The 14,890-nt window shown below is 66.6% G+C and carries 13 protein-coding genes; 1 reads left to right on the top strand and 12 read right to left on the bottom strand.

Annotated elements, in window-relative coordinates:
* Positions 1-11: 11 nt before the first annotated feature.
* From BLV94_RS29470 to BLV94_RS29445, 6 genes are all read right to left on the bottom strand, one after another.
* The gene (locus BLV94_RS29470; RefSeq protein ID WP_072947258.1) at positions 12-935 is read right to left on the bottom strand and encodes a 5-oxoprolinase subunit C family protein; all 924 of its coding nucleotides are present in this window, start codon (positions 933-935) and stop codon (positions 12-14) included.
* Entirely contained in the window at positions 936-1,571 is a 636-nt protein-coding gene (locus BLV94_RS29465; RefSeq protein ID WP_072947311.1) for a 5-oxoprolinase subunit B family protein, read from the bottom strand.
* The gene (locus tag BLV94_RS29460; RefSeq protein ID WP_072947259.1) at positions 1,564-2,358 is read right to left on the bottom strand and encodes a LamB/YcsF family protein; all 795 of its coding nucleotides are present in this window, start codon (positions 2,356-2,358) and stop codon (positions 1,564-1,566) included. Before BLV94_RS29460 ends, BLV94_RS29465 begins: the two co-directional genes overlap by 8 nt.
* Positions 2,358-3,050: a GntR family transcriptional regulator gene (locus BLV94_RS29455; protein WP_072947260.1), complete on the bottom strand. Its 693-nt coding sequence runs from the start codon at positions 3,048-3,050 to the stop codon at positions 2,358-2,360. Before BLV94_RS29455 ends, BLV94_RS29460 begins: the two co-directional genes overlap by 1 nt.
* A gap of 127 nt (positions 3,051-3,177) precedes the next feature.
* Positions 3,178-4,029, bottom strand: a complete 852-nt coding sequence (locus BLV94_RS29450; RefSeq protein ID WP_072947261.1) for a crotonase/enoyl-CoA hydratase family protein — start codon at positions 4,027-4,029, stop codon at positions 3,178-3,180.
* A gap of 99 nt (positions 4,030-4,128) precedes the next feature.
* Positions 4,129-5,022: a LysR family transcriptional regulator gene (locus BLV94_RS29445; protein ID WP_072947262.1), complete on the bottom strand. Its 894-nt coding sequence runs from the start codon at positions 5,020-5,022 to the stop codon at positions 4,129-4,131.
* A 126-nt stretch (positions 5,023-5,148) separates the two neighbouring features.
* Here BLV94_RS29445 and BLV94_RS29440 point away from each other — a divergent pair, with 126 nt between their 5' ends.
* Positions 5,149-6,069 (top strand): LysR family transcriptional regulator, encoded by a 921-nt coding sequence (locus BLV94_RS29440; protein WP_072947263.1) that lies wholly within the window; start codon positions 5,149-5,151, stop codon positions 6,067-6,069.
* Positions 6,070-6,073: 4 nt separating this feature from the next.
* On the opposite strand, the gene BLV94_RS29435 is transcribed toward BLV94_RS29440, so the two are convergent.
* The 6 genes from BLV94_RS29435 to BLV94_RS29410 form a co-directional block, all read right to left on the bottom strand.
* Positions 6,074-8,134: a 3-hydroxyacyl-CoA dehydrogenase NAD-binding domain-containing protein gene (locus BLV94_RS29435; protein WP_072947264.1), complete on the bottom strand. Its 2,061-nt coding sequence runs from the start codon at positions 8,132-8,134 to the stop codon at positions 6,074-6,076.
* A gap of 4 nt (positions 8,135-8,138) precedes the next feature.
* On the bottom strand, positions 8,139-9,569 hold the full coding sequence (locus BLV94_RS29430; protein WP_072947265.1) for an MFS transporter: 1,431 nt from the start codon (positions 9,567-9,569) through the stop codon (positions 8,139-8,141).
* Between the two features lie 75 nt (positions 9,570-9,644).
* A complete protein-coding gene (locus BLV94_RS29425) occupies positions 9,645-11,948 on the bottom strand; it encodes an acyl-CoA dehydrogenase family protein (protein ID WP_072947266.1) in 2,304 nt (767 codons plus the stop codon).
* The gene (locus BLV94_RS29420) at positions 11,939-12,619 is read right to left on the bottom strand and encodes an enoyl-CoA hydratase/isomerase family protein (RefSeq protein WP_072947267.1); all 681 of its coding nucleotides are present in this window, start codon (positions 12,617-12,619) and stop codon (positions 11,939-11,941) included. The genes BLV94_RS29425 and BLV94_RS29420 overlap by 10 nt, the downstream gene beginning before the upstream one ends.
* A gap of 112 nt (positions 12,620-12,731) precedes the next feature.
* On the bottom strand, positions 12,732-13,730 hold the full coding sequence (locus BLV94_RS29415) for an NAD(P)H-dependent flavin oxidoreductase (protein ID WP_072947268.1): 999 nt from the start codon (positions 13,728-13,730) through the stop codon (positions 12,732-12,734).
* Positions 13,731-13,743: 13 nt separating this feature from the next.
* Positions 13,744-14,889 (bottom strand): acyl-CoA dehydrogenase family protein, encoded by a 1,146-nt coding sequence (locus tag BLV94_RS29410; RefSeq protein WP_072947269.1) that lies wholly within the window; start codon positions 14,887-14,889, stop codon positions 13,744-13,746.
* Position 14,890 lies beyond the last annotated feature (1 nt).

The following is a 14,890-nucleotide window of genomic DNA, read 5'->3' as shown; positions in this document are numbered from 1 at the left end:
CGGGGTTCGGGTCAGTCGTGTCCCCTCGGGAGCGCTGCGAGTCGGATCCGGGTGCCTGGTGCTGCCTGCGCCACGAGGTCGACGTCACGTTCGATCACCACCCCGATGACCGGGTAGCCCCCGGTCACGGGATGATCGGCGAGGAACACGATCGGTTCCCCGGACGGTGGAATCTGGATCGCCCCGAGAGCCATGCCTTCGCTCGGCAAGTCCACCGACCCGACGGTCAGCGGCGGTCCCGTCAGCCGGGCGCCGACGCGGTCGCAGTCCGCACTCACCGTCCACGTCGTGGCGGTCAGCGCGGCCCGATCCTGTGGCGCGAACAGGCCGTCCCGGGGGCCCCACCGGAATCGCACCTCTGCCGCCCCGACCGGAAGTCGGGGCACAGTCAGCTCGAGCGGGATGTCGTGGGGTACCGGATGACCCGCCCCGAGCGCGAGGGTCGTGCCGGACCGGACCTGTGTCGGACCGACCCCGGACAGGCAGTCGGTGGCGGCGGAACCGAAGACCCGATCGGTGTCGATTCCGCCTTCGACCGCGACGTAAGTGCGCAGTCCCGTGACGGGACGGCCCAGCGAGAGAATCTGCCCGGCCCGCAGCAGGATTCGCCGGCCCTCCGCCGGAGCGCGGCCGTCGACACGAATCTCGACGGTGGCACCGGTGATCGCCACGTACCGGTCCGCGGACACGGCGATCGCGAGCCCGCCGAAGGTGTTCTCGAGCGCGGCGGCGCCGTCCGCGTTGCCGACGAGGCGGTTCGCCAACGTCAGGCTGGTTCGGTCGGCGGCACCGGACGCGGTGACCCCGAGGTGCGCGAATCCGGGCCGGCCCAGATCCTGGAGCGTCGTGCTCCGTCCGGCGTCGATCACCGACACCTGCGCGCACACCGTAGTACCGGAAGGTAGTCGAACGGGCCTGGTCAGCACCGAGGTCATCTACTCCACCGCCTCGAAGACGACGCGGTCACCCACGGACAGCCGGTTGGGATTCACCGCGTCGATGTCCCACAGGACCTCCGACGTCGAGCCGATCAGGTGCCAGCCACCCGGTGTGCCGCCGGGATAGACAACGGTCTGGGTGCCGGCGATGGCGACGAGTCCCGCACCGACCCGTCGGCGCGGCGACGTGCGGCGAGGCAACTCGAGCGCGTCGGGCAGGCCGTCGATGTAGGCGAACCCGGGGGCGAAACCGAAGAATCCCACGCGATGCTCGGCGGAGGTGTGTGCAGCGACAACCGCCGCCGTGGTCATGCCCAGTCTCCGTGCCACCTCCTCGAGGTCCTCGCCGTCGTAGCGCACCGGGATGACTACCGGTTCGCGTTCGAGGAATGCCGCCGACGCGTCTGCGCCGGCAGTGTCCACAAGGTGACGGACATGGTCGGAGAGCAGCCGCATGTCGGATGAGGTGTTGGCGCGGAACATGATCGAACGCGCGGCAGGGACGACGTCTTCCAGCAGAGCCGACCAGGTCTGAGCACGCGCCGCGGCCACGACACCGGCGATCCGCTCGGGTGCGACATCGACGAGCCAGGCACGATCGCCCGCGCGGAGGAGGTTGCCGGATTCAGTCATGGCGTCCACCCCCGATCCCGACCAGAGCCACGTCGTTGCGCCCGAGCAGTTCCCGGGTCTGCCGGGCGATGTCGACCGCACCGGGGGTGTCGCTGTGCACGCACATCGCGATCGTCGCCGCCCCGTCCGGCAGTACCGTGGCCGTCCCGCCGTCCACCGCGTCGACCGAACCGGTCACGACCATGTCCACGGCCCGTTTCGCGGCTGCGGACGGGTCGACGACCAATGCGTCCGGGTGCGACCGTGGTACCAGCAGCCCCTCATCCGTGTACGACCGATCGATGAATACCTCCGCCTGAGGGGTCAGTCCGGCGTCGAGAGCGGTGTGCCACAGCACCGTGTCGTACTGGCAGAGCACGGGCAGGTCCGGGTCGACCAGTCCGATCGCTTCGGCGATGGCGTGCGCCTGGCCCGGATGCCGTGCGGCCGTGTTGTACAACGCCCCGTGCGCCTTGACGTAGGACACGACCGTCCCGGCGATCCGCGCAAAGGCCTGCAGGGCGCCGATCTGATACACGATGTCGTTGACGAGCGTCGGGGTGGGCACGTCGATGAATCGGCGACCGAAGCCGGCAAGGTCGCGGTACGACACCTGCGCGCCCACCGAAATCCCACGGGCGGCGGCCATCTCACAGGTGCGGCGCAGGATGTCGGGATCACCGGCGTGGAAGCCGCAGGCGATGTTCGCGGCGGTGACCTGATCCATCAGCGGCGCCTCGTCACCGACACCCCAGACGCCGAACCCCTCACCGATGTCGGTGTTGATCGAGACCGTCCGAGTGCCCATCAGCTGCGCTCGGCCCAGTAGGTGCGCATGTCCTCGGCCGAGTTCTCCCAGGCGCGGTGCAGACCGGTCTGCCCACCGTCGATGTGCAGGATGATCTGCCGAGCCAACTCCTCGGAATTGCCGTCGGCGAGCGCCTGAACCATCGCCTTGTGCTCGTCCTGGACCCGGTCGTACGCACACGTCCCGTGCACGTAGAACCGGGAATAGGGCTCGAGCCGGTGATACATCTGGGCGATGATTTCGTAGCGCATCGGCAGGCGCGAGAGCCGGTACATGTCGAGATGGAACGCCAGGTTGGTCCGCGACCACGCTCCGGCGCCGGTGTCGGCCACCTGATCCATCTGCTCGGCCATCGTCTCGAAGCGGCTGATGTCGCGCCGCGAGACTCGCTCGGTGACGTGCTCGGCGAAGCTCGGCTCGACCAGGCGGCGCAGGTCGTAGATCTCGTCGATCTCGTCGAGGTCGAGCGCGGTGACGAACGTGCCGCGGCCCGGGACCGTGCGCAGCAGGCCCTCCCCCGCGAGGGTCCGCATGGCTTCGCGCAGCGGAATCCGCGACACCCCGAACCGGTCGGCGAGTTCCTCCTGCACCAAGCGGTGGCCAGGGGGATAGATGCCCTCGACGATGGAGGTTCGGAGCCGGGACGTCAGGTCCCCTTCCGGAGACCCGAACTCGTGTGACGTAGGCGACATATTCACTGTATACAGTGGATCCGGTTGCCCTGTCCAGCCCAATTCGCCCTGGGAGTGGATGTTTTACAGAACCGAAGCATCACGAAACACACCGATAACCGGATTCGATCGGCGCCCTGACGAGGGCCTACCGGTACCCGGGGCGGACCCAGCCCGGGAAGATGTCCGGAAGATCAGAGGTGACTTTGCGGGTGAACCGGGGTGGGCGCTTTTCCAGGAAGGCCGTCACGCCCTCGTAGGCGTCGCTGCTGGCGCCCTGTGCGCGCATACCCCGGGACTCCGCGATGTGCGCGTCCATCGGATGTGCGGCGCCGAGCATCCGCCACACCAATTGCCGGGTCAGCGTCACCGACACGGGTGCCGTGTTGTCGATGATCTCCGCCGCGAGAGACCGAGCGGCAGCGAGCAACGTTTCCGGCGGATGGACGGCACTGATCAGGCCGCCTTCGTGCGCCTCCGCTGCGGTGAACAGCCGTCCCGTGTACAGCCATTCCACCGCCCGCTCGACCCCCACCAGACGCGGGAGAAACCAACTCGAGCAACTCTCGGGAATGATGCCGCGGCGGGTGAAGGGAAACGCGAACTTCGCCCCCTCCGAGGCCAATCGGATGTCCATGGGGAGGGTGATGGTCGCGCCGACTCCCACTGCCGGACCATTGATCGCCGCGATCACGGGCTTCGTCGAATCGTAGATCCGCAGGGTCATCTCACCGCCGCCGTCGCGGGGCACTCCACCGTCGGTCTCCTCCGGCGCGTCGAATCGCGAACCCCCTCCAGAGAGGTCGGCGCCGGCGCAGAACGCTCTACCGGAGCCGGTCATGATCACCACGCGGACCGCATCGCTGGCGTCGGTGTGATCGAAGGCTTCGATGATCTCCGATTTCATTTCCGTCGTGCATGCGTTGAGCTGATCGGGACGGTCCAGCGTGATCGTGGCGATGCCGTCGTCGACCTCGAGGCGAATGGTATTGAACTTCATCGGGAACCTGTCTCTTCGGACTTGTCGAGTACGTCGGCTTCACCGTCCTCGATTCGGCGGCTCGGGTCAAAGATCCGTTGCCTTCCAGAGCAATCGGCTTCACGCATGTCTCTCCCCGGGGGCCGAGCCGGTGGCGAGAGCGGCGAACGCTGCGGCCGCCGGTGACAACGGTCCCGACCGGAACACCACACCGTAGTCGTGTCCCAACTCGGGCTCAGTTCGCATCACCCGTACTCCGCGACGCTCGGCTCGACGGGCCTCGGAGTCGGTCAGGAAGGCCGCGCCCGCTCCGGCCTCGACGAGTAGATACACGTTGTGTTCATGTTCGACCTCCACCGCCACGTTCGGGCTGAAACCGTGTTGAGCGCAAGCACGTTCGACCTCGTCGCGAACAGCTGTACCCCTCGGTCCGGCGATCAACGGTAGCTCGGACAGTCGATCGATCGGGAAGGTCGCCGTCTGCGTGTGGAGTGCCTCTGCCGGTAGCCCCAGCAGCAGTCGGCGACGGCCGAGCACACGGGTCGACAGCTTGTCGTCGTCGGCCGGGAGGTAGTCGATGCCGACTTCGCATCGAGCGGTTCTCAGGAGAGTCTCCACGCCGGCGTTGGGCCCCGGATCCATCAGATTGACCCACACGCCCGGGTACTGTGCCCGAAATTGTGCCACCAACGAGGCGAGCGGTTCCACCGCGAGGTCCGGCGGGCTGGCCACATCGAGCCAGCCGTTCTCGAGCGTGGCGATCCCCCGCACGATCTCGTCCGCACGGCGGGACGACTGCAGCACCTGGCGCGCGGGCCCCAGCAATGCCGCACCCGCATCGGTCAACTCCATTCCTCGTGGCACCCGCCGAAAGAGTTCGACCCCCAGTTCACCTTCCAGCGCCCGCAGCGACTGCGACAGCGCTGGCTGGGCCACGTACAGAACCTCAGCTGCCCGGGTCACGCTGCCGTTCTCGACGACAGCGAGGAAGTAGCGCAGTTGACGTGAGTCCACTTCCCGACCCTACCCAACGTGACGTGGGCGATAAGGTGACACTGGCGAAGCAGTGGTCTTCGCGTTTCGCGCTCTGGACGGCGGTCACGTCCCTCACGCGCGGGCCACGGTGGCATGGAGGTGGACATGGAGTTCCGGCAGGCCGAGCATTTCCTTGCCGTGGTCGAACACGGCGGTGTGGTCCGCGCGGCCGCCGCGCTCCACCTCGCGCAGCCCTCTCTGTCGCAGTCGATCCGCGTCCTCGAACGTGATCTGGGCACCCCCCTTTTTCATCGCGTCGGCCGTGGGCTCGTTCCGACGACGGTGGGTGCGGCGCTGGTTGCTCCTGCCCGGCAACTACTCCGGGACATGGCCACCGCGCAGGCCTCCGTTGCCGAACTCTCCGGCCTCCATGGTGGACACGTCGATATCGGCACTACCGCGGGCCTCTACGAGTCCCCGCTCCCCGACCTGATCGGTGACCTGAGGCGGGCGTACGGCACGGTTACCGTCCGCATCAGGGAGTTTCGGTCCGAGAACGACGTCGCCGGGGCGGTGCGCGACGGCACCGTGGAGTTGGGATTCGGGTTTCTCGAACCGGCCGACTCCACAGAAGTCACCGACCGCCGCGACCTCGACACCCACAGCTTGGGCACCGACGAATTGTGTATCGCCCTTCCGCGGGTGATCGCGGACGGTCTCCCCGATCCCCTGCCGTTCGAGCAGATCCCCGATCTGCCGGTGATCGCGGTGACCGGCGGCGCGCAGGGGCGGGTCTCGGTGGAGTCCGCGTTACGCCGTGCATCGCGACGGACCACGCTCGGTGTGGTCACGGCGCATCGCCAGGCCACCGTGCCACTGGTTGCTGCCGGTGCCGGAATGGCCTGGGTCACGAGGGCAGTCGTCGACAATGCCGGTGAGCCGGGCGTGGTGGCACGGGCAATGGAGCCGCCGGTGATTCTCACGGTCGCGGTCATGCATCGGCCGGGTGTGCTCTCCCCCGCTGCGCGCGCGCTCCTCGACGCGGCCCTCCGCCGACGGGACCGGGACGATGGAACGACCCGGTAACGGGTCAGTTGAAGGTTCTTCCTTCCTTCGCCAATCTCGTCAACAACGGCGCGGGTTCGGTGCTTTCGTCGAACCTCCGCAGCGCTTCTTCCACTCGGTCGAGCCCGACACCGTCGGCGTGGAACATCGGTCCACCGCGATGGCGCGGAAAGCCGTAGCCCGCGAGATACACCACGTCGATGTCGGAGGCACGCAACGCTATCCCCTCGTCGAGAATCCGTGCGCCCTCGTCCACGAGCGCGAAGACCAGTCGCTGCACGATCTCCTCCGCCGAGAAATTCTGCCGCCGAATGCCGGTGTCCCGGTAGTGCGACTCGAGCAGCGCCGCCACGACCGGACTCGGGATCGCGTCACGCCGCCCGGGCTCGTAGTCGTACCAGCCCGCTCCCGTCTTCTGCCCGAATCGGCCCATCTCGCACAGCCGGTCGGCCAGTTCGTTACGTGGCGCGGCGGGATTCTCAGCATAGCGCCGCTTGCGAATCGCCCAGCCGATGTCGCCGCCGGCCAGGTCGCCGGCCCGATACGGGCCCATCGCATATCCGAAACCCTCCATGGCGGAGTCGATCTGCTCCGGCGACGCCCCCACCTCGAGGAGACGATCCGATGCCCGTCGATATCGGGCCAGCATGCGGTTGCCGATGAACCCGTCGCACACGCCGGCCACCACCGTCACCTTGCCGACGCGTCTCCCGAGAGCCGACGCCGTCGCCAGAACGTCGTCGGCGGTCTTGTCCGCTCGAACGATCTCCAGCAGTGTCATCACGTTCGCGGGGCTGAAGAAATGCATCCCCACCACATCGGCAGGCCGACCGGTGAACTCGGCGATGACGTCGACATCGAGCGTCGAGGTGTTCGACGCCAGGATTGCACCGCGCTTCATCACCTCGTCGAGTTTCGTGAATACCACGCGCTTGACGTCCATGTCCTCGAACACGGCCTCGATCACCAGGTCGCAGTCCGCGAGGTCTGCGTAGTCGACGGTCGGATCGAGCAGTCCCATCCGCCTCTCCAGGGCCTCGGGCGTCAGCTTTCCCCTGTTCACCTGCGACTGATAATTGCGGCGAATCGTGGCCAGACCGCGGTCGAGCGGTTCCTGCGACGTCTCGAGCATGGCGACCGGGATGTCGGCGTCGAGGAAGTTCATGGCGATGCCGCCGCCCATCGTGCCTGCGCCGACGACCGCGACTTTCTGTACCGGCCGTGCCACCGTGCCGGCCGCCATTCCCGGGATCCTCCGTGCAGTCCGTTCAGCGAAGAACGCGTGCCGCAGCGCCGCCGATTGATCACTGCCCACCAATTCGAGGAAGGCCGCCTGCTCGGCGTCGAGCCCCTCGGTGAAGGGGCCGCGTGCCCTCTCCACGAGGTCGAGGGCGATCAGGGGAGCTGCGAACCCTCGACTCCGTTTGGTCAGTTGCGTGTGCAGGGTCCCCAGGTCGTCGCCTTCGGCGGCAACGAGGTCACGTATCCGCGGACGCCGGCCGCTCGCGGCCATCCGGGTTGCGAAACGAGTTGCGGCAGTCACGGTATCGGCGTCCACGACGAGATCGAACAGCTTCTGCCCGGGGATGGCAGCGAGCGAACCGGCGGTGCGGGTCGATCCGCCGGTGATCATGTCGGCGGCTGTCCGCATGTCGAGCGCCCGCGGCAGTCGCTGGGTGCCACCGGCGCCGGGTACGAGCCCCAGCTTCACGTCCGGCAGAGCGACTTTCGCCGTCGTTGCCGCGACACGATAGTGCGCGCCCAGAGCGAGCTCGAGGCCGCCGCCGAAACAGGTGCCCTCGATTGCCGCGACAACTGGTTTGCTCGAGTCCTCGAAGGCCTCGATCAACTCACGCAGCGACGGCCCGGCAGCGGACCGGGGTGCGGCGACTTCGGAGATGTCCGCACCGGCCGAGAAGTCGGCGGCATTGCCGGTCAACACGATCGAGTCGATCCCGGGTGCGTCCAGAGCGCGGGTGAAGTCCCGCAGAATCCCCTGCCGGGTGGAGAGCGAGAGCCCATTCAAAGGCGGATTGTCGAGGTGAATGATCGCGACACTGCCGACGACGCTGTACTGCGTGGACACAGCGTCACGATCCTTCTCTGGTTCGCCCGGATTCCTCGCCGTGGGTGGCGGCGTACAGCTCCTCGTCTTCGGCCGAGCCGTCGGCGTTGGTCAGCGGATCGATCGCCGCGATCCGCGCCCGGTCCCGCTCCGGGTCGATGGTCAAGAACATCACCACCGCACCCACGATCGCCACCACACCGAGTATCTGGAACGCCGAGGTGTACCCGTCCGCTGGGGTCGGTGCCGCGTCCACCAGGTACCCGGTGAGCCACGGGGCCAGGATCCCGGAGGCCTGGAACAACGCGACGAACACTCCCAATGTCGACGCGACCTGACGATCCGGGCTGATGTAACTCACGGCGACGAACATCAGCGGGAGGGTGGCGACTCCGACGCCGTAGCCAGTGACCACCAGCGCCACGGCGATCCACGATTCGGTGACGAACGGGATCACTGCGAGGCACACACCGCACAAGACCAGAGCGACCACCGTCACGAGCCCGCGCGACACCCGCACCGTCGTTCCTCGTCCTGCCAGACGGTCGGTGACAAACGAACCGAGCAACATCGCGGTCATTCCGGTGACGCTGGGCAGCGCGAACAGCAATCCGGAGTTGATCCGGGTGTAGCCGAGGCCCTCCTCGAAGTATGACGGCAGCCAGGTCAGGACGACCGCGACCATGCCGTAGACCGCAAACATGCCGAGCACTCCGCCCCAGAACGTGGGGAGCGCCGCGATCCGGAGGATGCTTACCCGCGTCACCGTGTCCGTGTCGCCGGTCTTGGCGCGCTCGCGGGCGCTGTTCACGGAGTAGGGGCCGTCCTTGCCGACGACCAGCCAGACCGCGGCCCAGACGGCGCCGATGATCATCATGGTGATGAACGCCGCCCTCCACCCGTATGCGGCCACGATGAGGGTCAGCGCGGGAGCCATCAGAATCTTCGCCAGAGAGGAGCCGGACGAGACCACGGCGGACGGCAGCCCACGTTCTTTCTTGGGGAACCAGCCGAACACCGCGACGTTCACGAGCGATGCAGCCGGGCCCTCGGCGGCGCCGAGGAGAACCCTGCTGACGAGTAATGCCCCGAATGTTCCGACCAACAGGATCGGGATCTGCACCAGCGACCAGAGCAGTGCCATCACCAACAGCACCCAGACGATCTTCACGCGGTCGGCGATGAATCCACCCAGGAGCCCGGTCACGACGAACAAAACGTAGAAGACGCTGCCCAACAGACCGATGTCGGCGTTGGACAGGCCGAGATCCTCCGACAACGGTCGGGCGACAATCCCCAACACGGCTTTGTCGGCGAAGTTCACCGTTTGCAGAATCATCACGAGAAAGGTGATGCTCCAGGCGGTGCGTGCGGTCCGCGCGCCCACAGGCGTCATGGCCTCGGGCATCGTCCCCGCGGAATTGTCCGCACGATGTGGGCCGTTCGCGACAGTCATGGGTAGGCCTCCGCCTCAACAGTTGTGATTGTATTCAGTGAAGTCAATTCAAAATTGGAGCGACCGATCGGTCCCCTACTTCGGCAGGCCCAGGATCCGCTCACCGATGATCGTGCGCTGAATCTGATTCGAGCCACGTGCGATCCGGCGTCCCCGGCTCTCCAGGAACACCCGCTGCAGGGGGTCGAGTTGATAGCCGTCCCCCTCGGGGCGGTTCAGAGCCGAAGCACCGAGAAGTTCGAGGCTGGTCGAACCGAAGTTGCAGTGATATTCCGACCAGTTGATCTTGTCGATCGCGAGCAACTCGTCGACGGACTGCCCCTCGGCGATCCGGGCGCTGATCACGGACCCGACGGCGCGCATCAGTTCGACCTCGATCACGAGTTCCGCCAACTGCCGGCGCACGATCGCGTCGTCGAGTCGCGCGTTCTTGTCCAGCCGCTCCACCAGGACGTCCCATTCGTGGCGATAGCCGACGTACTGCGTGGCAGCCTTACCGGCCCGCTCGGCGCCGAGTGTGGTCATCGCGACCGCCCAACCGTTACCGAGCCCACCCACCACATTGCTCAGAGACGTTCGGGCATCGGTAATGTGTTCCTGCGCAAACCCGCTGGCGCCCGACGCCATCCGGATCGGATCGACGGAAACGCCGTTGTCCGTCATGGGAACGAGCACGAACGAGATGCCGCGGTGTTTCGGCGCGTCGCGGTCGGTGCGGCACAACAGGAACATCATGTCGGCCTGATCGCCGTGGCTGGTCCAGATCTTGTCGCCGGTGATCCGCAACTCGTCGCCGGCCACGGTTCCGGTGGTTCGCAGGGAGGCGAGGTCGGATCCGGTCTCGGGTTCGGAAAATCCTTGGCACCACGTGTCTTCGCCCGACAGGATGCGCGGCAGGAATCGCCGCTTCTGATCCTCGCTTCCATGCGCCAACAGGGCAGGCGCCAGGAGGATCTCGCCCATGCCGAGTTGCGGGCGACGCAGTCCCGCGCGGGCGAACTCCTCCTCCACCACAAGCGTTTCGACCGGACCCAGGCCCCGCCCACCGTGTTCCTCCGGCCACGACAGGCACAACCACCGCCCCTGACGCAGCAGGTCGATCCAGCGCTTCTCGGTGTCGGTGTCTTCGTGCCCGAACGGTTCCTGCGCGTACTCGAGTGGCATCCCCTCGGCGCCATGCTCGACCAGCCACCCGCGGACCTCGGAGCGCAGTTCCGCCAGCGGCGCGGGTTCGTCGGTCCGCACACGGCCCTCGACCGCAGCGGCGGAGAGGGCTCCGGCGAGTAAGCGCTCCCGGTGCCACGTCGACGATCCGAACATCAGTTGATCCGTTTTCGCCCTCTTGAGATGGATGTGAGCCCAGTGCTCCCAGGTGAAGCCGATCGCGCCGTGCAGTTGAATGGCTTCTCCGGCGATCTGCAGATACCTCTCCGGCCCCGCAACACACAACAGGCTCACCAGTGTCGGCAGCTCCGGGGAATCGGTATCCGCGGCGTGAGCGGCAACGTCGACCGCAGCGGCGACCGGTTCCAGCGCGCGGATCAGATCGGCGAGCCCGTGCTTGACGGCCTGGTTGGCACCGACCGGACGACCGAACTGGTTTCGGGTCTTCGCGTATTCGGTTGTCAGATACAGGCACCGGCGAGCTCCGCCGACCCTCTCCGCAGCCTGCACGACGAGGGACTTGTCGAGTGCCCTCGACAGCGCCTCGGAGATGTCGACGGCACCACTGATCCGTTGCGCCGCCGCCCCGGCGAAGGTGAAGGTCGTCAGTGGTCGAGTCAGGTCCAACGCCGGGCACCGGACCCGCCGAACATTCGGATCCGATGGATCCACGAGAAACAGTCCGGTCCCCTCTTCGGTGCGGGCGGCGACAACGACGGTGTCGGCGCAGTGACCGAAGAGCACGTGGTGGGCCCGTCCGTCGAGCCGCCAGCTGTCGCCGTCCGGGTGTGCACGCACCGCCTCCGCCCCGGCCTGCCACCACCCGTCGGCATCGGCGAACGCGAGGCACCCGAGCCGTGTGCCCGCAGCGAGACCCGGCAGCAACTCGGTGCTCCACGCTTCCTGGGCGCAGTCCGCGATCGCGAGCGTGGTCAGCACGGAACTCGAGAAGAACGGACTGCACACCGCGGAGCGCCCGAATTCCTCGGCGACGACGACGAGGTCACGGATCCCCGCGCCGGAACCGCCGCGCTTTTCGTCGACGAGCATTCCCTGCAGTTCGAGTTGTTCCGCCATCGTCGCCCACATCTCGGGGCGGTAGCCGAGTTCCGAGTCCTGAACGAGCAGGACTTCGGTCGGCCCACTGGTGTCGGCGAGAAAGTCCCGAACCGCCTCGCGAAGTGCGCGGTGTTCCGCGGTTGTCGCTATTCCCATTCGATTGTCTCCTTCGCGATTCCCTCGAGCGCGATGATCGCTTGTTTCATCGCGATTCCCCCGCCGTGGGGGTAGGCGGCCACTTTCTCGGCGAGTTCGGTTGCCCGTGCCAGAACCCGGTCGTCCGGCACCATGTCGTAGGCGAAATTTCGGCGCAGCAGCGCCGGCCCGTAGTGGCGTTCACATCCCAATGTGAGTTGCAGTGCCTGATTCAGGTCGTACTTCGCGAGCAACCAACGCAGGTTGTTCGGGGCCGCCACTCCCATCTCCGCCTCGCCGACCATCAGGAACGACGTCTGCCCCACCACGAGCAGGTCGCAGGCCAGCGCGATCGCCGCAGCGCCGTTGACAGCGGCCCGCTGCAGGGCACCTATCAACGGCTTGCCGAGGGCGGCGAGGCGTGTGTGCAGTTCGGTGATTGCGGAGGAAATCTCCGGGTCCCCCGGGCGCACCTCGGCGAGGTCCAATCCGGAGCTGAAGCATCCGCCTGCCCCGTGCAGCAACACTGCCGTCACGGTGTCGTCGCCTCGGGCGTCCGCGAGGGCGTCCGCTAGTTGGATCACCATCGGGACAGTCAAGGCGTTCTTCCGCTCGGGGCGGTTCATTTCGATGTCCAACCGCCCGCTCGGATGGTGCCGGAGGAGCACCGAATCGGTCTCCGGGTGACTCACAACACACTCCCGATGACCCGATTTGCGTTGCAGCCCAGTAGAGAAAATGTATTCACGGCCTTCCTTCCAGAATCGCGAGCGACAGGTTTGCCGTTCGGGCCGGCTCTCACCATCAGGAGTCGACGAGGACGGCCTCACTGCGATCACAGAGACCGGCGAGCCGACCCTGGATCAGGTCTGCCGCCTCGGCGACGATCCGCGTGACAAGCTCGTCAACCGTGGGGATGTCGTGAATCAGGCCCTGCGACAGGCCTGCCGACCAAATGCCTGCCTCGGGGTCGCCGAGTTCGTACACCGTTCTGCCGCGCGCACCGGACACGAGGTGCCGGATATCGTCGAACGCACCCCCGCCAGCGAGCGCACTGACCACTTCCCGGCTGACGGTGTTGCTCGCGACGCGGGCCGTGTTCCGCAGCGACCGGAAGATCAACTCGGTGTCGAGTTCGGTAGCGTCGACAATCTGCTGTTTGATCGTCCGATGGATCGGCGACTCCGCCGTGCACATGAACCGGGTTCCCATGTTGACACCCTCGGCGCCGAGCGCCAACGCGGCCGCCAGCCCCCGCCCGTCCGCGAAGCCGCCCGACGCGATGACAGGAACCCGCAATGCCCGCGCTGCGGCGGGAATCAGGATGAGACCCGGAACGTCGTCCTCACCGGGATGTCCGGCGCATTCGAACCCGTCGATGCTCAGCGCATGGACGCCCAGCGCCTCGGCCTTCACTGCATGTCGCACGCTGGTGCACTTGTGCAGCACCTTCACTCCAGCGGCCAGGAACGCCGGCATGTGCTCTGCCGGACTGTTCCCCGCGGTCTCGACGATCTTCACACCGGAGTCGATGATCACGTCGCGATACTCGGCGTACGGCGGCGGAGTGATCGAGGGAAGCATCGTCAGGTTCACACCGAAAGGCATGTCCGTCATCTCGCGACAGCGGGCGATCTCCGCGGCCAACGCGTCCGGAGTGGGTTGGGTCAACGCGGTGATGAACCCGAGCGCTCCCGAGTTCGCCACCGCCGCGACGAGTTCGGCACGCCCGACCCACTGCATGCCACCCTGCACCACCGGGTGGGTGATCCCGAACAGCTCCGTAAATCGTGTACTCAGCATGAATTCCCTACTCCTACAGACCCAGCGACTTGCTGACAATCGACTTACACACTTCGGTGGTACCGGCGAAGATTCGCGTCACCCGGGCATCCGCATACATCCGGGCGATCGGGTACTCCATCATGAACCCGTAGCCGCCGTGCAACTGCAGGCAGCGGTCGATCACCCGGGACTGCAGCTCGGTGCAATAGACCTTGGCCTTCGCCGCGTCCGCCGCGGTCAGCGTGCCCTCGTCGAGTTCGTCGAGCGCCCTGTCCACCATCGCGCGACCCGCCTCGATTTCGATCGCGCACGACGCCAGTTCGAACTTGGTGTTCTGGAAGCTGCCGATGGTTGTCCCGAAGGCCTTGCGCTCCTTGACGTACTCGACGGTCAGATCCAAAGCCGTTTCCGCGCTGGCCTGAGCATTGATCGCAGTGGACAGCCGCTCCTGCGGGAGGTTGAACCCGAGGTACCCGAAGGCCTTGCCCTCCTCACCGAGCAGATTCTCCACCGGAACCCGCACGTCGGTGAACGACAACTCCGCGGTGTCCTGCGCTTTCAGACCCAGCTTCGTCAGGTTCCGGCCCCGCTCGTACCCGGGCATGCCGTTTTCGACGATCAGCAGGGACAGCCCGTCCCGACGGTCGGCCCCCTTGTCGGTCCGGGCCACCACGACGACAAGGTCGCAGTTGATACCACCCGTGATGAAGGTCTTGGCGCCGTTGAGAACATAATTGTCGCCGACCCGCCGTGCGGTCGTGGCCATGCCCGCCAGGTCCGAGCCCGTGCCGGGCTCCGTCATCGCGATCGCGCCGACGATGTGGCCGCTGGCCATGCCGGGCAGCCAGCGCCGCCGCTGCTCCTCGGTTGCGTACTCGAGGAAGTAGGGGAGCAGCACATTGGTCTGCAGTGCGAGACCACCCAGAGTGACGCCGGATCGAGCCAGCTCCTCGGCGACGACGGCGTTGAATTTGAAGCTCTCGATACCCGCGCCGCCGTACTCTTCGGGTATCTGGAGGCCGGGAATGCCGATCTCGCCGGCTTTGTGAAAGACAGTCTTGTCGACCCTGCCCGCCTCGGTCCACGCCTCATAGTGCGGTTGGACGTCGCGAGCCAGGAAGTCCTGGACCACTTTGCGGAATGTCTCGTGGTCCTCGTTGAATACGGTTCTCTTCATA

The sequence above is a fragment of the Rhodococcus koreensis genome (assembly GCF_900105905.1).
GTDB lineage: Bacteria > Actinomycetota > Actinomycetes > Mycobacteriales > Mycobacteriaceae > Rhodococcus_F > Rhodococcus_F koreensis.
This window is presented reverse-complemented; position numbering and strand designations above follow the sequence as displayed.

What these genes read in the sequence shown, in the direction of transcription:
- BLV94_RS29470 (WP_072947258.1), bottom strand. Translation starts at nt 935, where the DNA reads ATGACCTCGGTGCTGACCAGGCCCGTTCGACTACCTTCCGGTACTACG.
- BLV94_RS29465 (WP_072947311.1), bottom strand. Translation starts at nt 1,571, where the DNA reads ATGACTGAATCCGGCAACCTCCTCCGCGCGGGCGATCGTGCCTGGCTC.
- BLV94_RS29460 (WP_072947259.1), bottom strand. Translation starts at nt 2,358, where the DNA reads ATGGGCACTCGGACGGTCTCGATCAACACCGACATCGGTGAGGGGTTC.
- BLV94_RS29455 (WP_072947260.1), bottom strand. Translation starts at nt 3,050, where the DNA reads ATGTCGCCTACGTCACACGAGTTCGGGTCTCCGGAAGGGGACCTGACG.
- BLV94_RS29450 (WP_072947261.1), bottom strand. Translation starts at nt 4,029, where the DNA reads ATGAAGTTCAATACCATTCGCCTCGAGGTCGACGACGGCATCGCCACG.
- BLV94_RS29440 (WP_072947263.1), top strand. Translation starts at nt 5,149, where the DNA reads ATGGAGTTCCGGCAGGCCGAGCATTTCCTTGCCGTGGTCGAACACGGC.
- BLV94_RS29430 (WP_072947265.1), bottom strand. Translation starts at nt 9,569, where the DNA reads ATGACTGTCGCGAACGGCCCACATCGTGCGGACAATTCCGCGGGGACG.
- BLV94_RS29425 (WP_072947266.1), bottom strand. Translation starts at nt 11,948, where the DNA reads ATGGGAATAGCGACAACCGCGGAACACCGCGCACTTCGCGAGGCGGTT.
- BLV94_RS29415 (WP_072947268.1), bottom strand. Translation starts at nt 13,730, where the DNA reads ATGCTGAGTACACGATTTACGGAGCTGTTCGGGATCACCCACCCGGTG.
- BLV94_RS29410 (WP_072947269.1), bottom strand. Translation starts at nt 14,889, where the DNA reads ATGAAGAGAACCGTATTCAACGAGGACCACGAGACATTCCGCAAAGTG.